Genomic DNA, 22,417 nt, shown 5'->3' with positions numbered 1-22,417 from the left:
GCGCATTGTCTAGACCTGAAATCCGCGGCCTGCAATGCTCCGCGCGGCGGTCGGCTCAATCGGACACGGCCCACGTATCCGTACCGGTCAGCAACTCCTGCAACGCCTTCGCGTCGCCGGCACGAGCTGTACGAGCCGAATCGTTCTGCTCGCGCACCAGATCGTCGTAGCACGGGCGCTGAACGGAGCGGAACACGCCGAAGAGCGTGTGTTCGAGGTCCTGATCCGACAGACGCGACAACGCGAATGCATACGCCGGATCGTCCGAGTGTGCATCGTGGACCACGACCTCCTCGGGCGGAATGCTGTCGGTGTCGGCGACCCGCAGTCCGAAACCGTCCCGGACGACACATCTGCTGCCCTCGGCGCCGAACACGATCGGCTCACCGTGGCGCAGGGGAACGACCCGCTGTTCGGCATCGTCCTTGCGCAGGAGATCGAACGACCCGTCGTTGAAGATCGGGCAGTCCTGGTAGATCTCCACGAACGACGTACCGCGATGGTCGGCAGCCTGCCGCAACACCTCGGTGAGCCCCTTGCGATCGGAGTCGAGGGCTCGGGCGACGAAGGTCGCCTCTGCGCCGAGCGCGAGCGACAGGGTGTTGAACGGGTGGTCGATCGACCCCATCGGGGTCGACTTCGTGATCTTCCCGACCTCGGACGTCGGCGAGTACTGCCCCTTGGTGAGACCGTAGATCCTGTTGTTGAACAGCAGGATGTTCATGTTCACATTCCGCCGCAGGGCGTGGATAAGGTGATTGCCCCCGATCGACAGGGCGTCGCCGTCGCCGGTGACGACCCACACCGACAGGTCCGGGCGCATGACCGCCAGTCCGGTCGCGATGGACGGAGCCCGACCGTGAATCGAGTGCAGTCCGTAGGTCTCCAGGTAGTACGGGAAGCGGCTGGAGCACCCGATCCCCGAGACGAACATCATGTTCTCCCGGCGCAGCCCCAGTTCGGGAAGAAAACTACGGATGGCAGCCAGGATCACGTAGTCGCCGCATCCGGGGCACCAACGGACCTCCTGGTCGCTCGTGAAGTCCTTGGCCTTCTGGGGCGCGTCGGCCTTGGGAACGAAGGCGGTGGCACTGAGACCGAGATCCACCCCCACGCGACTTATCAACTCGGTCATGGCTTCTGCTCCTCACAGCCGGCCGAAGGACGGTACTCCGCCGCAGCCAGCGCCGTGGTGGTCTTCGATTCTTCCCGGCTGCGCAGGGCGCCTGTCAGGGCCGCGTCGATCGCCTCGAGGATCTCGTCCGCCGAAAATGCCAGGCCCTGCACCTTGGTCACGGGTTGGACGTCGACGAGGAAACGCGCACGGAGCACGGACGACAGTTGCCCGAGGTTCATCTCCGGTGCGATGACCGTTCCGTACCGACCGAGGATCTCGTCGAGGTTCTTCGGCAGCGGGTTCAGGTTCCGCAACTGCAGATGCGCGACCTTCGTCCCCCGTCGCCGCGCTCTCCGGCACGCCTCCCCGATCGGACCGTACGAGCTGCCCCAGCCGACCACGAGAAGGTCCGCTTCCCCCGACGGGTCGTCGACCACTGCGTCCGGGACGTCGATGCCGTCGATCTTGGCCTGCCGCAGCCGCACCATGAGGTCGTGGTTGGCCGGGTCGTACGAGATGTTCCCACTGCCGTCGGCCTTCTCGATGCCGCCGAGTCGGTGTTCGAGTCCCGGCGTCCCGGGGATCGCCATCGACCGCGCAAGGGTCCCACGGTCGCGAGCGTACGGCCGGAACGGTGTCTCGGAGTCCGCCGATTCGATCTCGAAGCCCGGATCGATGGGCGCGATCCGCTCGACGGACGGGATCCGCCACGGTTCGGAACCGTTCGCGATCGCCCCGTCCGAGAGCAGCAACACCGGGGTCCGGTAGGTCACCGCGATACGTGCGGCCTCCACCGCGGTGTCGAAACAGTCGGCCGGTGAGGAGGGCGCGATCACCGCCACGGGCGATTCGCCGTTGCGGCCGTGCAGGGCCTGCAACAGATCTGCCTGCTCGGTCTTGGTGGGCAGACCCGTGGACGGTCCACCGCGTTGCACATCGACCACGATCAATGGAAGTTCCGTCATGACGGCCAGACCGATGGCCTCGCTCTTGAGGGCGAGCCCGGGCCCCGACGTACTGGTCACCCCCAGAGCTCCACTGAGGGACGCACCGATGGCAGCGCCGATGGCGGCGATCTCGTCCTCCGCCTGGAAGGTGGTCACGCCGAAACGCCGATGCTTGGTGAGTTCGTGCAGGATGTCGGAGGCGGGGGTGATGGGGTAGCTGCCGAGGAACAGCTCCAGACCCGACAGCTGTTGTGCCGCAAGTAATCCGTAGGACAGTGCCGTGTTGCCGGAGATCTGCCGGTAGGTTCCGGCCGGTAGGTCGGCCTTCGCGATCTCGTAGGTCGTCGCGAACGTTTCGGTGGTCTCGCCGTAGTTCCACCCGGCTCGGAAGGCCAGCAGATTGCCTTCGGCCACCTGGGGCTTCTTCGCGAACTTCGTCCGGAGGAACTCTTCGATCCCGGAGACCGGCCGGTTGTACATCCACGACAACAGACCGAGCGCGAACATGTTCTTCGAACGTTCGCCGTCCTTGCGGCTGAGCCCTACCGGCTCGACCGCGCCGATCGACAGCGACGACATCGGCACCGCGTGTACGACCAGGTCCGCGAGACTTCCGTCCTCGAGGGGGTTCGAGGTGTACCCGACCTTGCCGAGGTTCCGTTTGGTGAATTCGTCCGTGTTCACGATGACGGTGCCGCCGCGCGGCAGGTCTGCGACGTTTGCCTTCAAAGCAGCGGGGTTCATCGCAACGAGGACATCCGGGCGGTCTCCCGCGGTGAGGATGTCGTGATCGGCGATCTGGATCTGGAACGACGACACTCCCGGCAGAGTGCCCTGGGGTGCGCGGATCTCGGCGGGGAAGTTCGGTTGGGTGGCGAGGTCGTTGCCGAACACCGCGGCTTCGGCGGTGAACCGGTCGCCGGTCAGCTGCATGCCGTCACCCGAATCGCCGGCGAAGCGGATGACCACCCGTTCGAGCCGGGTTGCGTCGACTTTCGTCATACTCGTTGCCTCCGGGTCCGGTCGGGGTGCCTAGCCGGCATCCCGTACGAGTTGCTTGGCGAGCGAATCGAGGATCACCTCGGTCGATCCCTCGTAGATGCGCATGGGGCGCGCTTCGCGGTAGAGGCGTTCGAGTTTCCCACCGCGTACGAGCCCGAATCGACCTGCGACCTGGACCGATCGATCGACGACAGATGCGGCGATCTCGGTGGCTGCGACCTTCGCCATCGACGACAGATGCAGGTTCGCCCGGGCGTCCCGGGCCGATGCAGCGGCTGCCCGGTAGGTGAGGGACCGCGCCATTTCGATATCCATCCAGCACTTGGCGAGGTGTTCGGGCACCGATCCGAGCCGAGCGAGTGTCACGCCGAAGCCCTCCCGGGTCCTGGCGTGGGCGACCGCTTCGTCGAGGGCGGCCTGCGCGAGCCCGACTGCGGCACCGGCGACGGAGACCCGGAAGGTGGCGAGTGTGGCCAGCACCAGAGCGAAACCCTTACCGGGCTCGCCGATCCGGTTGTCGACAGGGACCTCGACGTTGTCGAGGACCACATCGGACAGCACGTGCGGAGCGATGATCTGGTGCGGTCGCTCGGTGCGCAGCCCAGGCGTATCCGCGGGTACGAGCACGAGCGAGTAACCGTCGCCCTCGCGACCGAGGATGCTGTAGAAGTCCGCGTCCCCACCGTTGGTGATGAAGGACTTGTGACCGTTGACGACCAGTTTGCCGTCGCGCTCGACGATCGTCGTCGTCAACGCTTTGAGGTCGGAGCCCACCCCCGGCTCGGTCAGGCCGAGCGCGGCGATGGCATCGAGGCGTGCGACCTTGGGCAGCCATTCCTCCTTGAGCTTCTCGGATCCACCGACACCGATTCCGTAGCTGCCGATGCCCTGCATGGCGAACATCGAATCCAGGTGCGCACACTCCGCACCGAGGGCTTCGCGCACCACGGTCACGGCCAGCGAGTCGACCTTGTCGAAGCGGCCGCCGTAGGCGGCGGGGACCACGATCTCGGCGAGGCGCGAGGCCGCGAGGCGCTTGCGCACGTCCGGGTCGATACTGTCCGATTCGTCGGCCCGCGCTGCGATGTCACTGCAGTCGGCCGCGAGTTCGCGCGCCGCGGCCTGCACATCGAGGTATCGCTGCGGCAAGGTGAAGAGGTCCTGCTCGGTGCTCACTGTGTACTCCTTCTGACCGGTTCCGACCGGCGGCCTGCCGGCGGGCGCAGACGAGATGTGACGTGTCGCGTTGCGCGATGGGCTCGTGAACTGGATCACTATCCGGTAATCTATGATCACAATAACAAGGAATTATGGTCAGTCAACCGGAACCAGTGGAGGAAGAAGATGGCCGAATCACCAACCGGAAAGTCCGTTCCGGAGTTCGATCCGACACGCGCATTCGATCTGACCGACCGCGTCGCGATCGTCACCGGCGGGAGTCGAGGACTCGGTCGCGCCATCGCCTTCGGACTCGCACGCGCCGGATGCGATGTGGTGATCGCCAGCCGCGATCTCGCATCCTGCCGGACGACTGCGGACGAGATCACCGCCGAGACCGGACGCAAGACCCTGGCGCACTCGTTCCACGTCGGACGATGGGATTCCATCGACGAACTGGTCGACACCGTGTACTCACACTTCGGCCGAGTCGACGTCCTGGTCAACAACGCCGGTATGTCTCCGCTGTACGACAGTCTCGACACCGTCACCGAAACACTCTTCGACAAGGTCGTCGGCGTGAACCTCAAAGGTCCGTTCCGGCTCGCCGCACTCGTGGGAACACGCATGGCCGAGGGCGACGGCGGCTCGATCATCAACATCTCCAGCGCCGGATCGGTGCATCCGAGACCCGACATCCTCCCGTACGCCGCAGCCAAGGCCGGACTGAACGCCGTCACGATCGGCATGGCCCACGCCTTCGGCCCGACCGTGCGCAGCAACGCCATCATGGCCGGCACGTTCCTGACGGACGTGAGCAACTCCTGGGACATGGACGCCTTCAACAGGCGTGCCCAGGGTTTTGCCGCCAAACGAGGTGGACAACCCGACGAGATCGTCGGAGCCGCGCTCTATCTCGCGAGCAACGCATCCAGCTTCACGACCGGCTCGATCCTCACCGTCGACGGAGGACACCCCTGATGACCGAGAACCTCACCCTGACGACCACTCCCGTGACGCAGCAGCGCTTCCGACTCGCATACGGCGATTGCGATGCGGTAGGCATCTCGTACTTCGCCATCAACTACCCGTGGATGGAGCGCACCTACAGCGTGTGGCTCCATTCGTTCGGCCTCGAAAGCCACAGGCTGCTCGACACCGTCGGGGTCTACACGGTCGGCCTGAAGTCCGAGTGCCAGTACATCACCAGCTGCAAGGTCTTCGACGAACTCACCTGCACGGTCGCGCTCGACCGCATCGGCACCACTTCCTACACCCTCGCCTTCGACTTCGAACGAGGTGACGAACTCGTGGCACAGGGCCGGATGACGTTCGCCGTCCGCAACCCCGACGGCACGAAAGCCGCGATCCCTGATCGATTCCTAACAGCTCTGCGCACACTGGGTCCACCGAAGCCTGTTGGCTGAGAACGCTTCCCGAGACACAGGCGCCACTCCCTCCGGAGTGGCGCCTGCGTCGTCCGCACACCGGATGCAGCATTGTCACGGCGATCGGCAGCATTGACATGAGTGAATTCGTAGTTATAGTTACCACTCATCCAGTGACACAGGCCACATCCTGCAGGCGAAGCGCGGTGGCTCGAGCCGTCCTTCTTCCTCTGCCTCCGCACCGTCCGCTCCACATCGAGGAGATCGCGTGACTGCAGTAGAACCCCGTCCGGCCGCTCCCGACATTCTCTCCCCCGAGTTTCTCGACGACCCGTATCCCTGCTACCGGATATTGCGTGATCACTACCCTGCGCTCCATCACCCCGGCACCGACAGTTACCTGATCAGCAGGTACCAGGACTGCGCGGAGGCGTTCCGCAGCCCGAAGTTCTCGAGTCGCAATTACGAATGGCAGCTCGAACCGATCCACGGACGCACCATCCTGCAGATGCAAGGAACCGAGCACTCGACTCATCGCTCACTGCTCAATCCGTTCTTCCGCGGGAGCGGGCTCGAGAAGTTCATGCCCGTCATCACCCACAACGCTGCCGAACTCATCGACGGCATCGTGACCGGGGCTGCCGACAACCTCCTCGGCGAAGTGGCCGGATGCGGTGAGGCCGAACTAGTTTCCGACTTCACGAGTCGTTTCCCCATCAATGTCATGGTCGACATGCTGGGCCTCCCCAAGAGCGACCACGAGCGGTTCCGAGGCTGGTACTTCTCGATCATGGCGCACCTGAACAACCTCGCCGGCGACCCCGAGATCACCGCCGCGGCAGCGCGCACCCACGAAGAACTCCAGGACTACATGCTCCCCCTCATCCGGGAGCGGCGTTCCGGTGACGGCGACGACCTGCTCTCACGCCTGTGCCGGGCGGAAGTCGACGGCGAGAAGATGTCCGACGACGAGATCAAGGCCTTCGTCAGCCTTCTGCTCGTCGCCGGCGGTGAAACCACCGACAAGGCCATCACCAGCATGATCCGCAACCTGATCGACCATCCCGACCAGATGCAGGCCGTCCGAGCCGACCGCAGCCTGGCGGATCGGGTCATCGCCGAGACACTGCGCCATTCGGGACCGGTACACATGATCATGCGCCAGACCGAAGAAGATGTACAGATCGACGACACCGTAATCCCTTCGGGAGCAACATGTATCATGATGCTCGCTGCGGCGAATCGGGACGACAGACATTTCTCCGATCCGGAGCGGTTCGACATATTCCGTGAGGATCTACAGGTCGATCGAGCCTTCAGCGGTGCGGCCAACCATGTCCAGTTCATCCTCGGTCGCCACTTCTGTGTGGGCTCACTGCTGGCGAAGACCGAGATGACGATCGCCTTGAATCTCATCCTCGACACCATGGAGTCGATCCGGTACCGGGACGGATTCGTTCCGCGAGAAGTGGGCCTCTACACCAGGAGCATCCCCGAGCTGCCGATCGTGTTCGAGCCCACGGGCGGTGCACGGAGATAATCTGTGCAGCAGGTAGGTGACCACCTGCTCGTCTTGGTCGGTCCGCGCGTCGAAGTCACGCGGACCGACCTCGCCTCACATGAGGGTGTAATCGGTGAGGATGCGCTTGCCCGGCGTGAAGATCGTCGGGATCCGCTGATAGCCGGTGTTCACTCCTTGACGCGGATAGGTCTCCAGCGCATCGAAATCGATCTCGTAGTCGGGCATTCGCTGCAGAACCTGTTCGATCAGGGCACGGGACATGTACCGGCCGAGATGCGACCCCGCGCAACGATGGACACCGATCCCGAACGCGGTGTGCCGGTTGGGCCAGCGATCGATGTCGACCTCGTCGGGATTGTCGAACAGCTCCGGGTCCCGGTTCGCCGATGCCCAGGACAGCAGGACACGATCCCCCTCCTCCATCGGGCAGCCGTGGAATTCGATGTCCTGCAGAACGGTACGGGCCAGAGCCTGCGTCGGGGAGAAGTAACGGAGGAACTCCTCGACCGCATGATCCATCAGGTTCGGATCATCGATCAGCCTCCGACGCACGTCGGGATGACGAGCGAGCCAGACCAGTGAATTGCTCACCAACGACGCCGTGGTGCCCACACCACCAGAGATGAGCAGATCGACGATCGCGAAGGTGTCGTGATCGTCGAGAGGCTCGCCGTCGATCTCCTGTCGAACGAGATAGCTGATGATGTCGTCCCGTGGTTCCGCACGACGATCGGCGATCCGTTGACGGATCCGGTCCGCCAGATACGGGAAGTCGACCTCGACGGCCCGTGTGTGTTCGTCGGTTCCGGGAATGCCGGCCAGTACCTGGAAATGAGCTTCCGAGTATCGGCGCCATTCGGAGACGTCGAGACCGAGCCATTCGATGGTGACGATGGACGGCACGCCGATCACCGAGGTGAGATCGCACTTGCCGCCCTCGATGACACTGTCGATGAATCCGGTGACGTGGCGGTCCACCATCGACTTCATCTTCTCGACGGCGGCCGGCGCCGAGACGGGATTGACGATCTTGCGGTACTTCCGGAACTCGGGCGGATCGAGCTCGATGGGGATGTGATCGTGATGGGGCGTCTTGGGAATGACGACCGACAGACCTTCTCCCCCGTATTTCGTTCGACGCGAGGAGAATACGTCGTCGTTGCGTGCAGCATCGAAGACGGAGGCGTAGTCGGACAACACCCAGTAGCCCCCGTGCGCCTCGGTCCATCCCACCTTCACCGATTCGCGGATTCTCCGGTACGAGCCTGCCGGGTCTGCCGAGTGCTCAGGCGAATTGTGATCGAAATCGATCATCGGGCACCTGGGGGTGCTTTCCATCGTGGGTTCCTTCCGAAGAGAACTGCGGGAGTGGGTCGTCTAGGTCCGGGCGAGGAGCCCTGCGTCGATGGGCAGCACGACACCGGTGACGTAGCGGGCCTCGTCGGAGGCGAGCCACACCAACGCATTGCTGACGTCGACGGCCTCGACCCAGGGCACGTCGAGCTCGTTGCGCCGACGGCAGTGGTCGACGATGTCGTCCTGCGTCGGCGACTCGAGATCGGGCCGGTAGATGCGATACATCGCGTCGTTCTCGATCATGTCGGTTCGCACCGTTCCGGGATTGAGTGTGTTCACCCGGATCCCGTGCTCACCGAGTTCGTTGGACAGCGTGCGCATGAGGCTCACCACCCCGCCCTTGCTGGCGGCGTAGTGGCCGAGATTGCGACTCGCCCTGATCGCAGCGACCGAACTGGTGAGAACGATGGCGCCACCGGTGCCCTGTTCGATCATCGGGGGTGCCACCGCCCGCACGGTGTGGAAGACACCTGTGAGGTTGACGTCGATGACGTTCTGCCACTCCTCGTCGCTGAGATGCCAGGTCGGGGTGAAGCTGACGATGCCGGCGTTCGCGCTCACGATGTCGAGGCGACCGAATTCCGCCACGGCGTCGGAGACGAGCAGGTCCAGCGCGGCCTGGTCGCGGACGTCGACGACGCGGGAGAGACAACGGCGTCCCGTGGCCTCGACGAGGCGGTGCGTCTCGGCCAGATCGTCGGAGGTGGCGAGCGGGTAGGCGACGGTGTCGATGTCCTTGCACGCATCGAGCACGATGACATCGGCACCTTCCTCGGCGAGCCGGACCGCGTTCGAGCGGCCCTGGCCGCGCGCCGCTCCCGTCACCAATGCGACCTTGCCGTCCACACGCCCCATGTCGTTCTCCTGTTCCTCGACGAATGCTGCTGTTCTCACTCGGACCGCTCACGCGGGTGTCACGACTGTCCTCACGCGGGTGCCGTGGCGTGCGCGGAAGACGAGTCGAGAGATGCCGTGTTCCCGGCTCGCGCGGCCGCGCGACCGGCCCGGTATCCGAATACGAGGGCCGGCCCGAGAGTTCCGCCCGCACCCCCGTAGACCATGCCCGTCGGGGCGGCCATCACGTTCCCGGCCGCGAACAGACCCGCGATGACGCCACCGTCGACGTCGAGCACCGCGCCGTCGGTATCGGTACGCGGACCGCCCTTCGTGCCGAGCGTGCTGCTGTGGATCTGTACTGCGTGGAACGGTGCTCGCGCGACGGAGCCGAGCGTGGATCCGACGCCCGGATACTTGCTCTTGTCGCCGACGAAACCGTCGTAGATGCTCTCGCCGCGACGGAACTCGCTGTCCCAGCCACGCGCGACGTCCTCGTTCCAGCGCGCAAGAGTCGCCTCGAGTGCCTCCGCCGGTACATCGATCCTGCGCGCGAGTTCTGCCGGGGTGTCGGCCCGGATGATCCACTCCGGCGCCTCGGTGCCGGGCGCCGCGCCGAAGGCACCGTACTCGGCGAGGTGTTCGGCGTCGAAGATCAGCCAGCACGGCTGGTTGAGATAGTCGAACTCGTGCGCGTCGAGTTGGTGGAAGGCACCGCCGAGCGCGTTGTAGTTGGTCGCCTCGTTGGTGAACCGGCGTCCGAGACGATTGACCATGATCGAATGCGGGGCAGTGCGCTCCCGGTGCACGAGTTGCACGGCCTGCGCGCCGTCGATCTGCCGGTCGGGCAGCACTGCCACCGGAGCCCACCATGCTTCGCGCATGTTGCCGAGTTGCGCGCCGACACGCATCGCCATGCGGAGCCCGTCACCGGTGGACGTGGGCACCGAGGCGGGGTGGCGGAGAGGACCGCGAAGGAAGTCCCGGCACAGATCCTCGTCCCATTCGAAACCACCGGTGGCGAGGACGACACTGCGTCGTGCGTGAACGTCGTGGGTGCCGTTCGGTCCTTCGAATCGCACCCCGGAGATCCGTCCGTCACGTCCGTGGAGCAGACGCACACCGCGCTCACGGGTGTGGACGGCGACGCCGTCGTCCAGGCAGCCCTGCAGCAGTGCGGCGACCATACTGCGGCCGAGTCCTTCGACGTCGGCCTGCTCCCGTTCGGCCTGCACCTCGGGCGGCAGGTGGCCGGTGCCCCCACCGATCGGTGTCTCGCCCACCGTCATCCGCCGCGGTACCCCGACGAGCTTGCCCCTCCACCGGCCGAGGTCGACGAAGCCGAACAGTCGCGGTTCGAGCGACCGCCCGCCGTGTGGCATCCCGCCGGGACGTTCGGGGTGGTAGTCGGGGTATCCGGGCACCAGTTGCATCTTCAGCGGGGTGGTGTCGAGCCAATCGAGAAGTTCGGGGACGGTGTCGACGAACGTCCGTGAGAGTTCTGGCAGGATCATGCCGTGCGACAGCGAGTCGAGGTAGGCCAGGGCCTGCTCGCGCGAATCCTCGATCCCTGCTTCGGCGGCGTACCGATTGTTCGGCAGCCAGGCCACGCCGCTGGACAGGCAGCTCGTCCCACCGAGCAGGCCGCCCTTCTCGAACACCGCGACACTCGCTCCGCTGCGCGAGGCGGACAGCGCCGCACAGAGTCCGGCTGCACCGCTGCCGAGTACGACGACGTCGTAGCTGTCGGGAAGGTCTTCGCCCTGCATGGTCATACCTCGTTCGGGATGGGGTTCGTGAGAACCGTGCCGTAATGGTGGACCGGTACCGCGTACCGGACCTCGAGTCGTCGCTCGGCGAAGAGCCAGACGTCGTCGCTGCGCTCGTAGCGATCGTGGTACCGCAACGCCAGCACGTACTGCACACCGTCCTGCGCGTACTCGACATGGCTCGGAATCACGCCGAGTGCGGTGTCCGGCCCCGTGAAGTCCACGACACCGGGATGCGGAGTATGGATACTGGCTCCGTCGTAGGTGTCGAGTGTCCTGCCTACATAGGCGACGATGGCATCACGGCCGCGGATGGTGCCGGACAGGCCGACGAGCACGGCATCGGGTGTGTAGAGATCCGCGAGGCACTCCATGTCGTGATCGTCGACGACGAGTGCGTAACGTGCGGTGAGTGCGTTGATCGCGGTGATGTCCTCGGCGCGCGCGACCGGATCCGTAGCGGCGTCCATCATTTCACCAGCGCGCCGGCATCGATCGGCATGGTGATGCCGGTCACGTAACGGGACCGATCGCCGGCGAGGAAGAGCACGGCGTTGCTCACATCGTCGGGATGCACGAACGGAACGTCGAGAGCGTGCATGCCGTGGAGCAGAGGTTCGACATCGGAACGTGTCGGCGCATCCGCGTCGGGCAGGAAGAGCTTGTAGATCGCGTCGTTGAGCAACATACGGGTATCGACGTTGGTGGGGAGCACCGCGTTGACCCGGATCCCCTCGGGACCCAGTTCGTTCGCGAGACTGCGCATGATGCCGAGTACGCCGTGTTTGGCGGCCGCGTAGTGGGCGTTGTTGGGTAGGCCCTTGAGACCGGCGATGGAACTGATCAGAATGATACTGCCGCCGCGACCACCGGCACGTAGGTGTGGAAGCGACGCCTTGACGGTGTTCCAGACACCCGTGAGATTGATGTCGATCATGTCGCGCCATATCTCGTCGGTGAGTTCCTCGACAGGGAAGCTGCCGGCGATCCCGGCATTCGCGACGACGACGTCGAGGCGTCCGAAACTCTCGATCCCGCGTGCGAGAGCCTTCGTCACCGCCTCGGCGTCACGAACGTCTGCGACGGTCGCTTCGATCCGCCGGCCTTCGGCTTCGACGAGACGCACGGTCTCGTCGAGATCCGCCGAAGTGGCCATGTCGTAAGGTGCACCTGCTACGGGAGCACAAAGGTCGAGCGCGATGATGTCTGCGCCCTCTCGTGCGAGGCGGACCGCGTGGTTGCGCCCCTGTCCGCGCGCCGCGCCGGTGACGAATGCGACCTTACCGTCGAAATCCATGGGAGAACCACCCTTTCGATCAATGCGTATGATTATGATCACATTGTTCGGCATTCGTCAACGACTCCCGGTCGCACATCGACGCCGAAAATTGTTGGTATACAGTCTGTTATCGCACCTACCGGCCTGGTCGACCGCCGATTCCGCGGCGTGACCCCGGGGTGAATCGAGCCGGTATCTTCTTCCACCCGGGATTGACCGCCTGATGAGGGAACGGCACCACCTCCTCGTGCAGGATCTCGTAGTCCGGCATCCTGTCGAGGATCCGACCGAGCATCTCGACGGCCAGAGCTCGCGCGAGATGCGATCCCGCACAACGATGAACGCCCATTCCGAACGAGGTGTGCCGGTTCGGCCACCGGTCGATGTCGACGGAGTCCGGATCGTCGAACGCGTTCGCGTCCCGGTTCGCCGACGCCCAGCTCAGCAGCACCCGATCGCCCGTGCGGAAGCGGTGGCCGCGGAATTCCGTATCGCGGGTGACGGTACGGGCCAATGCCTGTGTGGGTGAGAAGACCCGGAGGAACTCCTCGACCGCACGAGGAAGTTTCTCAGGATGGCGGATCAGGTTGCGGCGCAGCTCCCGATCGGTGTCGAGATACATCAACGTCTGAGCGACGAGTGAGGCCGTGGTTCCCACCCCGCCCGAGATCAACAACTCCGCCATTGCGAACACTTCGTCGTCCGTCAGCGGGCGGCCGTCGATCTGCGATACGAGCAGATGACTCAATACGTCCTCGCGCGGCTCGATCCGGCGCCGGCCGATCGTCGCGCGCAACTGTTCTTCCATCCAGGGGAAATCGACGTCGATCGCATGTGTGAACTCCGCACTGCCCGGCAGTTCGGACAAGGCGGCATGATGCGCGTGCGCATAACGCTCCCAGTCGTCGGCCGGCAGTCCGAGCCAGTCGATCGTCACCACAGCGGGGACGCCGATGATCGTTGCGAAGTCGCACTGCCCGTCCTCGATCACCCGGTCGATGAACCGGGTCGTGTACTTCTCGATCGACGGACGCAGACGCTCCACGGCGGCAGGTGTCGTCAGCGGATTGATCAGTTTGCGGTACTTGCGATGCTCCGGCGGATCGAGTTCCACCGGAATATGGTGGTTGACGGGAGTCTTGGGAATCACCGTGGCGAGCCCCTCACCCCCGAACGGGCACCGTGCGGACGAGAACACCTGATCGTCCCGGGCGGCGTCGAAGACGCCCTCGTAGTCCGTGAACACCCAGAAACCCCCGTGCCGAGGCGACCGCACCACCGGGCCGAGAGCACGGAGACGTCGATACGAGGCCACCGTGTCGGCAGCGTGCTCGGCGGAGTTGTGGTCGAAATCGACTACCGGGCAGTTGGGTTCGACGAGTCGATCATCGAGGGACATCACACCGCTCCTGTCGGGGTCGGGCACGGGCCCTGCGAACGATTCTCCGATGTCCGGGCATCGATCGACACGATCTCGTTCAGGCCCGGAACGATGTCCCGCCCCAGATCGTCGAGATAGGCGACCACATCGTCCGAACTCATGTCGGGCCACTGAGCGCGCACGATCACCGGATCCACCGGGACCTGGCCGGCGAGATCACGCAACTGGGAGAGACATTCGTCAGGTGTGCCGATGATCGCCTCCTTCCGCGCGACCTCGCGGAACTCCTCCCGCAAGGCGCGAGCGTCGCGAGTCACCAGATCTCGCTGGGCATACGCCAGCAGCCGATCCCGGGCCATCGCCTCGAAACGCTCGAAGGCGGCTTCGGAGGTCCGGCCGGGCACGATCTCACGCCGCAACGGATGTCTCGGCACCGGCGGTCGGCCGTGCTTGCGTCGCGCAGCGGCATACACGTCGAACATGCGCTTCATGTCCGCGGTCCCGGTCTCCGGTGTCACCGGCCAGGCATCCCCGAGCCGCGCCGAGCGGCGCACACCCGAATCGCGCAGCGCCCCGATCCAGATCGGCGGGTGGGGCTCCTGCCACGGCCGGATGTGGGTCCGGACGTCGTCGAGTTTCCAGAACCGGCCGTGAAAGGTCACCTCGTCCCGGGTCCACAGCAGGCGCACGATCTGCAGGGCCTCGTCCATCATCGCGAACCTCTGATCGAAATCCACTCCGAACGCGGCGAACTCCTCGCGACGGTATCCCGCACCTACTCCGACGACCAGTCGACCGCGGGTGAGGATGTCGAGGGTGGCCAGTTCCTCGGCGAGCGCCACCGGATGGAACAGCGGCGCCTGCACGACCATGGTGCCGATCCGCACCCCCGGATCCAACTCGGCGGCAATCCGAGCCAGCGTCGGAATCGGCTGCAACCAGCGCAGATTCCCGTACAGGTAGTGGTGCCCCATCACGATGTACCGCACCCCGTTACGTTGCGCTGCATCGACCTGTCTCAACAGGCCGTCGAGATGCTCGCGTGGTGACAGCGTGGTGTGCACGTCCCCGAGGATCACGCCGAGTTCCATATCGCTCCTCTATCTCGCAGGTGCCTCCACCTCGTCGGCCAACCGGGCACGCAGCCGCGCCTTGGCGATCTTGTTCAGCGTCGAACGCGGCAGCTCGTCGACGAACAGGACCCTTCGTGGCCGTTTGAAGTCCGCCAGCATGCGGACGCACATCGCGTCGATGTCGGATGCGAGGCGGCTCTCGTCTTCCGATCCGGCGGCGATGACGAAGGCGACCGGCACTTCACCGAGCATGCGATCCGGTGCCGCGACCACCGCGACCTCCCGCACCCCGAGCACCGTCGCCACAACACGCTCGACCTCCGCCGCAGCGACGTTCTCGCCACCGACCTTCAGCATGTCCTTGGCCCGCTCGACGTACCGGAACCGGCCGGTGCGGTCCTGACACACCCGGTCACCGGTGCGGAACCAGCCGGACTCGGTGAACGCATCGCGGGTGGCCTCGTCGTTCCGGTAGTACCCGGCGAACAGCGACACCCCTGCCACACCGCGGACCCACAGCTCCCCGACCGCGCCGGGAGGAACAGGTCGCCCATCCTCGTCGACCACCGCCACCGCATATTCGGGTGCCTGAACCCCCATCGTGCCGTCCGGGTCCGGGTGGGCGAGTTCGCTCACCACAGGATGCGACACCGTCTCGGTCATCCCGAACCAGCCGGTCGTGCGGATGCCCGTCGGCCCCCACGACACGGCGGCGCTGCCCGACCAGTGACGGTAGCGGTGCTCGTCCGGAACGGGTCGATCGACGAGGGCGCGCAGCATGAACGACACGACCGACACCCATGTGCAGCCGTGACGCACCGACACGTCCCAGAAGCGCGACACCGAGAAACCCGGAGTGAGGACGATGCTCGCACCCACCCACAGCAACCCGAGGAACGAATAACCCAGTGCATTCGTGTGGAACAACGGCAGCGTGATCAATCCGGTGTCGTCGGAACGCAATCCCGCATGGGCCGCATTGGTCCGCGCCGCCCACAGACAGTTCGTGTGTGTCCACACCACCGCCTTGGGCCGAGCCGTGGTGCCCGAGGTGTACTGGATCGTCGCCGGGGCCATCGGGTCGATGCTCACCGGGGTCAAGGTCTCCGCGACGGTGGTGAGTTCACCCAGCGCACCGTCGCGGCTGTCCCCGAATGCATCGGTTCCGGTGCTCGACACCGTCCACGACAGACCGGGCATGGCCGTAGCGACCGTTTCCGCGAATCCGGCGCCGACCAGAGCGGCGCGCGGTGTGGCGTGTTCGTCGAAGTAGGTGAGCTCGTCGGCGCTGCTACGCGTGTTCAGGCAGACCGCGACCGCCCCGATCGAGACGATCGCCGACCAGCAGGCCAGGAAGTCGGGACAGTTGTCCATCAGCAACACGACGCGTTCACCGGGGGTGATTCCACGCGCCTGCAGGCCGGCAGCGAGCCTGTCCACGACGACGCCGAACTCCTCGTACGTCCACGATCGGGCCGCGACCCCCGTGTGAGGTTCCCAGGTCAGGAACACCTTGTCGGGAACGGCGGTACGGTACCGGTCCAGCAACCACGGCACGGTGCGGTCCCCGAACGACGCGCGGATCCCGTCGCCGTCCGTTCCCCCGATGATGATCGGATATGGCGGAGCCACAGCGGGGTTCACGACGACACCTGCCAGTTCAGGTGCTTGATCCGGAAGAACTCCGCGAACCCGTCCTCCCCCATCTCGACACCTGTTCCGCTGCTCTTGGACCCGCCCCAGGGCACATCGGGGCGCATCGGCCCACCACCGTTGATCGCGACGGTGCCGCTGTCGAGGCGTTCGGCCACGGCCGATGCTTCGTCGTGATCACCGAACACACTTGCATTGAGCCCGTACGGCGAATCATTGGCGATGGCGACGGCCTCGTCGACGGTTCGATACGGCAGGACCACCGCGACGGGAGCGAACAGTTCGTCGCGGCAGATCTCGGCGTCGTTGCAGACCCCGGTGACGAGTGTCGGCGGTAGGAACCAGCCGGGCCCTGCAGGGCGATCCCCGGTCACCGCGACACGCCCTCCTGCCGCGACGGTCCGATCGAGGTAGCCGCGAACCCTCATGAGATGTTCCGCCGAAATGAGCGGACCGACCTCGGTGCGCTCGTCGAAAGGGTCTCCGGTGGGCACGAATTCGTCGATGAAGGTGGCTGCCCGAGCCAGGAAGTCGTCGAGCCGATCTTCCGGCACCAGGATCCGGGTGGTGGCACCGCACCCCTGACCTGCATTGCGGCAGAAGCGCAGCACCGAGGGCCCGACCGCCGCGTCGAGATCCGCGGACGGCAGCAGGATGTTCGGCGACTTGCCGCCGAGCTCGAGCACCACCTTCTTGTGTGTTGCCGCCGCCTGCGCCATCACTGCGGAACCGACCGCCGACGAACCGGTGAAGCTCACCATGTCGACATCGGGGTGCGAGCTCAGCACGGCGCCGGCCTCGGGGCCCCCGAGGACCAGACCGAGCACGCCCGGAGGCAGGCCGGATTCGTCGGCGATTCTCATGAACTCGAGAGCGGTGAGCGCCCCTCGCGGCGAGGGTAGGAGCACGACGCTGCACCCGGCCGCCAGAGCCGGCGCGACCTTCCAGGAGACCATGTTCAGCGGGTAGTTGTACGGCACGATCGCCGAGACCACCCCGATCGGTTCGCGCACCAGCACACTCTCCGACGAGACCGGACCGCGGATCCCCGGCAGTCGTTCGCGGTACCCGCCCCGGGGGCCGCGCTCGGCGGCATCCGCGAACCACCGGAAGTTCACAGCAGGCTGTCCGACCTGCAGAGCCCGCGTGAGAGTGATCGGCGAACCGACCTCCCGCACCACGAGGTCGGCGAGGTCGTCGGCCCGCTCGTCGATCAGATCGGCGATCCGGCGCAGCACCTCGGCACGCCGAGCGGGCGCGGTCGCCCGCCACACTCCCGAGTCGAAGCTGCGCCGGGCCGCTGTCACGGCCGCGACGACCTGGTCGGTGTCGGCCTGATTCCACCGGGCGAGCAACGTCTCGGTGGCAGGATCGACCGAGTCGACAGGCTCACCTCGGCCGATGTCCCATCGACCGTCGATGTACACCGATGCGACGGTCATGAGCGCGCCTGCCTCTCCGGCAGGTCGATGGCGAGGATCAGGGACTGATAGGCCTTGCCGTGAGGATCGACCCGCAGGGACATGGACACACCCCCGGCCAGAGCTTCGGTGAGAACGAAGTTGAGGCAGCAGTTGACCGGGACCTCGTAGCGCGTCACGGTGCCTGCCACGAGGTCCCCGAAGGCCTTCGCGACCACCTCTGCGGTGAGCACCTCCCGCAACCACTCGTAGTCACCGTCGTCGTGGGGAAAGACACAGATGTTGCTGACATCGCCCTTGTCCCCGGAGCGGCTGTACGCCACCTCGCGCAGTTTCATGCCGAGATCACCTCCACCGACAGCGGCACCTCGCTGCGCGGCAACAGTGCCGGGGTGACCACGATCGCGGGCACGACCGAGGTCACCACGCCACCGCCGCCCGCCGGCCCGAAATACAGATATTCGATTTCGTAGGCCGCAGCCTTGGCGACGTCGGGGTCGAGGGCACGAGCGGCGAGCCGCAGCCGTACTTCCGCGGGTTCTCCTGCGGGCATCCGGTCACCGAACAGAGTGTTCACACCGTGCAGTTCGATGCGCAGTTCGTCGATGCAGTCCCGGATCGGCTCGAGCCTTCTTCGCACGACCTCCTCGGCTCGACGCGCCCGATCGACACATCCCGGTCCGCCGTAGGAGATCTCGGCGACGGCCTTGTAGCCGAGGTCCACTCCGACGAGCACCTTCAACGTCTCGGGCCGGTGCGTGCCGCGTGCGCCGGACAGACGCACCCGATCGGATCCGACCTCCTCGATCCGTACACCACTGAAGTCGGCAGTGACGTCCGGGGTGAGATATCGAGTCGGATCGTGTATTTCGTAGTAGAGCTGTGTGCGGGTAGTGCGTACGTCCACCGCACCGCCGGTGCCGTCGAGTTTGGTGACGACCAGTTCTTCGTCGTCGATCTCGGCGAGCGGGAAACTCAGGTGGTGGGGGTCCGGCACCGTCCGGTACGGAGGATCCTCGAAATTGCCACCGGTGCTGTGCACTCCGCACTCCAGTAGGTGCCCGGCGAGGGTGGCGACGGCGACCCGGTCCCAGTCGTCGAGCGACCATCCGAGTTCGTGGCAGATCGGTCCTACGAACAGCGATGGATCCGCCAGACGACCGCCGAGGACGATCTGTGCGTCCTGCTGCAGACATTCCACGACCGGGTCGGCCCCGATGTAGGCGTTGGCGGAGACGATCCGCTCCCCGAGCGCACGACTGGTGGTACCCAGCTCGGGCAGGTCGAGATCGTGCGCGAGCACGGTATCGCGGACGTCGTCCCCGCGGATGATGCCGATCCGGGTACCGGTGATACCGAGGTGAGTGAGACCGGTAGCGAAATCCGCTGCGGCCGCATCGGGGTTGGCCGCACCGAAGTTGCCGACCACCCTGCCACCGGAGACGAGGAAGTCCTTCAGGACGGGGACCAGGGCGCCGATCCGCTCGTCCTGACCGGAGTCCGGGTCGCGCATCCGACGGATCTGGGCGAGGGCCATGGTGCGTTCGGCGAGGCAGTCGAACCCCATGTAGGTGACGCGTCCGCTGTCCGCCATCGCTGCTGCGGTGTCGAGTCGGTCGTTGGCGTAGGCCGATCCCGATCCGATGTTCAGGCGCATCTTCCTACCTTCCTGGTGCGGCGGCTACTGCATCGGGGCACGTTCGAGTACCGGGNCGACCCGGCGTTCGATGTGCGGCGCGCTACGGTGCGCTGATCACCTCGGCTGCGGCGAGCGCAGTGAGGTCGTCGGTGGTCAGGCCGAGACGCTCGGCGAGTACCTGGTGGGTGTGCTCCCCGATGGTGGGCACACCGTCGTAGGTCGGCCCGTCGTAGCTCTCCAGATGCAGGACCGGACCGGGCATGAGCGCGCCCTTCATGATCTCGTTGCCCGTGATCTCGACGAGGGTGCGTTCCCGGAAGTGAGGATCGGCGATCACATCGGCGGCGTCGTTGACGGGCGCCGAGACCACCTCGAACTTCTCGAGGGTTTCCAGCACACTCGCGCGCGGCATCGAACCGACCCACTCCTCGACCAGGGCCTGGACTTCGTCGTTGTGCTCGAGTCGGGCTGCGTTGGTCGCGAACCGCGGATCGTCGATGATCTCCGGCTTGCCCATCGCCGCGAACAGGCGCTTGGCGATGCCCTGGTTCGACGCGGCGATGGACAGGAACCGTCCGTCCTGCGCCTCGTAGATCCCTCGCGGCGAAGCCGCCCCCGTCGCGTTGCCGATACGCTGCTGGATCTCCCCGAGGGCGGTGTAGCGCAGGAACATGTCACCGATGATGAACATCAGCGGTTCGTACAGGGCGACATCGACGACCTCGCCCTGCCCGGTGCGTTCCCGCTTGTACAGGGCCATCGCCACCCCCATCGCTGCCGACAGGCCGGCGATGGAATCGGCGAACCCGAACGGTGGCGAGGTGGGCGGCGAATCGGGCCAGCCGTTGACGTGTGCGAAACCGCTGGCCGTCTCCGCGACGGTCCCGAATCCGGGGAGGGTCCGGTTCGGTCCCGTCTGGCCGAAGCCCGACACCCGGGCGAGGACGAGACCGGGGTTCTCGGCGCTGAGCACCTCGTAACCCAGGTCCCATTCCTCGAGCCGGCCGGGTCGGAACGATTCGACGACGACGTCGACCTCCGCCGCGAGCTTGCGCACCAACTCCCGCCCCTGCTGCGAGCGCAGGTCGATACCGAGTGACTTCTTGCCGGCGTTGAGTCGCGAGAAGCCCAGCGACAGGCCTTCCTTCTGCGGAACCCACTGGCGGGCGAAGTCACCGGTCGTCGGGTCTTCGACCTTGACGACCTCCGCACCGAAGTCGCGCAGCATGCGCCCTGCGGTGGGTGCCGCGTACATCGTTCCCAGCTCGAGCACCTTGATGCCCGCGAGCGGGCCCACACCGGATGCGTTCATGGTCGTCTCCCAGCCTTCTCGTCGACTGTCGTCTCGGTGTCCGTCGTCGACTGTCGTCTCAGCGTCGAATGATGTTCGGACGGATCAGATCCGCCACTGGATGTGCTTGACCTCGAGGTACTCACGCATACCCCACTCCCCGAGTTCGCGGCCCACGCCGGACTTGCCGTAGCCACCGAAGGGAGCATCCGGACGCATTGCGCCGCCCCCGTTGATCCACACCGTGCCGGCGCGGATGCGCTCGGCGACCCGACGCGCCTCGACCGGGTCGTCGCACCACACGTTCGCGGCGAGACCGTACGCGGTGTCGTTGGCGAGACGGATGGCTTCCTCGGTGTCCTTGAACGGCAGGATCACCGCGACCGGACCGAAGATCTCCTCCTGGACGGCACGCGCGTCGTGCGGGAGATTCCCCAGCAGAACGGGATTGACGAACCAACCTCGCTCGGGCAACGGCTTTGCGACCTCGAGCAACTTCTTGCCGCCCTCTGCGATCGAACCGTCGATGTAGCCCTGCACCCGCGCCTGATGATCGGGACGGATCATCGGACCGATGTTCGTGGCACGATCCCACGGGTCACCGACCACCATCTGGTCGAAGGCGGATGCGCCGGCCTCGAGGAATTCGTCGTAGACGGCCTCGTGGACGAGCAGCCGCGCCAGGGCCGCGCAGCCCTGGCCGCCGTTGCGAGACCAACGCAGGTGCATCTCGACGGCGATCTTCTGCACGTCCACACCGGGCAACACGATGTTCGGCGACTTTCCACCCAGCTCCAGGGTCACACCCGCGAGGTTCGCAGCAGCCTGCTCCATGATCTTCGCACCCACTCCGTCGGAGCCGGTGAACGAGACCCGGTCGACACCGGGATGCGACGACAACCGCTTACCCACGTCTGCGCCACCGATGACGACGTTCATCACGCCTGGAGGCAGGCCCGCTTCACGGATGAGATCCCCGAGGAACAGGGTGGTCAGCGGTGTGCGCGGGGACGGCAACAGCACCACCGTGCATCCGGCGGCAAGGGCAGCGCCGAACTTGAAGATCGCCAGGTTGAGCGGGTAGTTGTAGCCGGTGATCGCCGCGACGACCCCGACAGGTTCGTACACCACGTCGCTCATCGTGGGGACCGGCTTGTCGTATTCACCGAGGTGGATGGTGCGGTCGGTCTTCGCCGCTTCCGCCGCCCACCGCAGATGCTCGTCGACAGCCATCTTGACCTGGAGATATTCGGCCAGGGAGACGGGGGTGCCGACCTCGTTGACGATCGAGGGCAGCAGCCGGTCGGCGGCCTTCTCGAGTACGTCCGCGAAACGGTGGATGTACCGGGATCGTTCCTCGCCGCTCAGCGCCGACCAGGCCGGGAAGGCTTCCCGCGCAGCGGCGACCGCCTCGTCCACCTGATCGAGGGAAGCGCCGCCGACGGTGGCGATGACCTGCTCGGTGGCCGGGTTGTACACGTCCCAGGTCTCACCGGCGGGTTCGACCTCGCGATCGCCGACGAGCAGGGTACGGGTCTCGGGAACCCAGTCCTTCAAAGGGAATTCGGTCTCGGCTGCTGCAGTCAT

The 22,417-nt window shown here is 65.7% G+C and carries 19 protein-coding genes; 3 read left to right on the top strand and 16 right to left on the bottom strand.

Annotation, left to right across the window (positions count from 1 at the left end; all coding sequences use genetic code 11):
* Window positions 1-55 precede the first annotated feature (55 nt).
* The 3 genes from ACLBYD_RS02785 to ACLBYD_RS02775 are packed head-to-tail and all read right to left on the bottom strand — an operon-like array spanning window position 56 to window position 4,242.
* On the bottom strand, window positions 56-1,135 hold the full coding sequence (locus ACLBYD_RS02785) for a 2-oxoacid:ferredoxin oxidoreductase subunit beta (protein ID WP_447815300.1): 1,080 nt from the start codon (window positions 1,133-1,135) through the stop codon (window positions 56-58).
* Complete coding sequence (locus ACLBYD_RS02780) at window positions 1,132-3,066, bottom strand: 2-oxoacid:acceptor oxidoreductase subunit alpha (RefSeq protein WP_447815299.1); 1,935 nt, start codon at window positions 3,064-3,066, stop codon at window positions 1,132-1,134. Before ACLBYD_RS02780 ends, ACLBYD_RS02785 begins: the two co-directional genes overlap by 4 nt.
* Before the next feature lie 30 nt (window positions 3,067-3,096).
* Entirely contained in the window at window positions 3,097-4,242 is a 1,146-nt protein-coding gene (locus ACLBYD_RS02775) for an acyl-CoA dehydrogenase family protein (RefSeq protein ID WP_230792296.1), read from the bottom strand.
* Window positions 4,243-4,410: 168 nt separating this feature from the next.
* On the opposite strand from ACLBYD_RS02775, the gene ACLBYD_RS02770 reads away from it, so the two are divergent.
* From ACLBYD_RS02770 to ACLBYD_RS02760, 3 genes are all read left to right on the top strand, one after another.
* A complete protein-coding gene (locus ACLBYD_RS02770; protein WP_271036165.1) occupies window positions 4,411-5,205 on the top strand; it encodes an SDR family oxidoreductase in 795 nt (264 codons plus the stop codon).
* A complete protein-coding gene (locus ACLBYD_RS02765) occupies window positions 5,205-5,651 on the top strand; it encodes a hotdog domain-containing protein (protein ID WP_271036164.1) in 447 nt (148 codons plus the stop codon). Before ACLBYD_RS02770 ends, ACLBYD_RS02765 begins: the two co-directional genes overlap by 1 nt.
* Before the next feature lie 229 nt (window positions 5,652-5,880).
* On the top strand, window positions 5,881-7,152 hold the full coding sequence (locus ACLBYD_RS02760) for a cytochrome P450 (protein ID WP_447815298.1): 1,272 nt from the start codon (window positions 5,881-5,883) through the stop codon (window positions 7,150-7,152).
* Window positions 7,153-7,227: 75 nt separating this feature from the next.
* Here ACLBYD_RS02760 and ACLBYD_RS02755 read toward each other — a convergent pair whose 3' ends face one another.
* The 13 genes from ACLBYD_RS02755 to ACLBYD_RS02695 form a co-directional block, all read right to left on the bottom strand.
* Window positions 7,228-8,472: a cytochrome P450 gene (locus tag ACLBYD_RS02755; protein ID WP_447815297.1), complete on the bottom strand. Its 1,245-nt coding sequence runs from the start codon at window positions 8,470-8,472 to the stop codon at window positions 7,228-7,230.
* 39 nt (window positions 8,473-8,511) lie between these two features.
* On the bottom strand, window positions 8,512-9,345 hold the full coding sequence (locus tag ACLBYD_RS02750; protein ID WP_026061285.1) for a mycofactocin-coupled SDR family oxidoreductase: 834 nt from the start codon (window positions 9,343-9,345) through the stop codon (window positions 8,512-8,514).
* Window positions 9,346-9,416: 71 nt separating this feature from the next.
* Window positions 9,417-11,099: an FAD-dependent oxidoreductase gene (locus ACLBYD_RS02745; protein WP_447815296.1), complete on the bottom strand. Its 1,683-nt coding sequence runs from the start codon at window positions 11,097-11,099 to the stop codon at window positions 9,417-9,419.
* Window positions 11,096-11,563, bottom strand: a complete 468-nt coding sequence (locus ACLBYD_RS02740; protein WP_447815295.1) for a nuclear transport factor 2 family protein — start codon at window positions 11,561-11,563, stop codon at window positions 11,096-11,098. Before ACLBYD_RS02740 ends, ACLBYD_RS02745 begins: the two co-directional genes overlap by 4 nt.
* A complete protein-coding gene (locus tag ACLBYD_RS02735) occupies window positions 11,563-12,390 on the bottom strand; it encodes a mycofactocin-coupled SDR family oxidoreductase (protein WP_447815294.1) in 828 nt (275 codons plus the stop codon). Before ACLBYD_RS02735 ends, ACLBYD_RS02740 begins: the two co-directional genes overlap by 1 nt.
* A gap of 118 nt (window positions 12,391-12,508) precedes the next feature.
* The gene (locus tag ACLBYD_RS02730) at window positions 12,509-13,771 is read right to left on the bottom strand and encodes a cytochrome P450 (protein ID WP_447815293.1); all 1,263 of its coding nucleotides are present in this window, start codon (window positions 13,769-13,771) and stop codon (window positions 12,509-12,511) included.
* Complete coding sequence (locus tag ACLBYD_RS02725) at window positions 13,771-14,844, bottom strand: LLM class flavin-dependent oxidoreductase (protein ID WP_447815292.1); 1,074 nt, start codon at window positions 14,842-14,844, stop codon at window positions 13,771-13,773. The genes ACLBYD_RS02730 and ACLBYD_RS02725 overlap by 1 nt, the downstream gene beginning before the upstream one ends.
* A gap of 9 nt (window positions 14,845-14,853) precedes the next feature.
* A complete protein-coding gene (locus ACLBYD_RS02720) occupies window positions 14,854-16,470 on the bottom strand; it encodes an AMP-binding protein (RefSeq protein ID WP_447815291.1) in 1,617 nt (538 codons plus the stop codon).
* Complete coding sequence (locus ACLBYD_RS02715) at window positions 16,467-17,921, bottom strand: aldehyde dehydrogenase family protein (RefSeq protein ID WP_447815290.1); 1,455 nt, start codon at window positions 17,919-17,921, stop codon at window positions 16,467-16,469. Before ACLBYD_RS02715 ends, ACLBYD_RS02720 begins: the two co-directional genes overlap by 4 nt.
* On the bottom strand, window positions 17,918-18,238 hold the full coding sequence (locus ACLBYD_RS02710; RefSeq protein ID WP_085469943.1) for an AtuA-related protein: 321 nt from the start codon (window positions 18,236-18,238) through the stop codon (window positions 17,918-17,920). The genes ACLBYD_RS02715 and ACLBYD_RS02710 overlap by 4 nt, the downstream gene beginning before the upstream one ends.
* Window positions 18,235-19,557: an acyclic terpene utilization AtuA family protein gene (locus ACLBYD_RS02705; RefSeq protein WP_447815289.1), complete on the bottom strand. Its 1,323-nt coding sequence runs from the start codon at window positions 19,555-19,557 to the stop codon at window positions 18,235-18,237. The genes ACLBYD_RS02710 and ACLBYD_RS02705 overlap by 4 nt, the downstream gene beginning before the upstream one ends.
* Window positions 19,558-19,639: 82 nt before the next feature.
* Window positions 19,640-20,851, bottom strand: coding sequence for a CaiB/BaiF CoA transferase family protein (locus ACLBYD_RS02700; protein ID WP_085469945.1), 1,212 nt, complete (start codon window positions 20,849-20,851; stop codon window positions 19,640-19,642).
* Window positions 20,852-20,935: 84 nt separating this feature from the next.
* Window positions 20,936-22,417 carry an aldehyde dehydrogenase family protein gene (locus ACLBYD_RS02695; RefSeq protein WP_271036152.1) on the bottom strand — a complete coding sequence of 494 codons (1,482 nt, stop codon included), beginning with the start codon at window positions 22,415-22,417 and terminating at the stop codon, window positions 20,936-20,938.

This window comes from Rhodococcus sp. C26F, assembly GCF_053345925.1.
The sequence above is the reverse complement of the archived record's forward strand: the minus strand, read 5'-3'. Positions and strand labels throughout refer to the sequence as shown.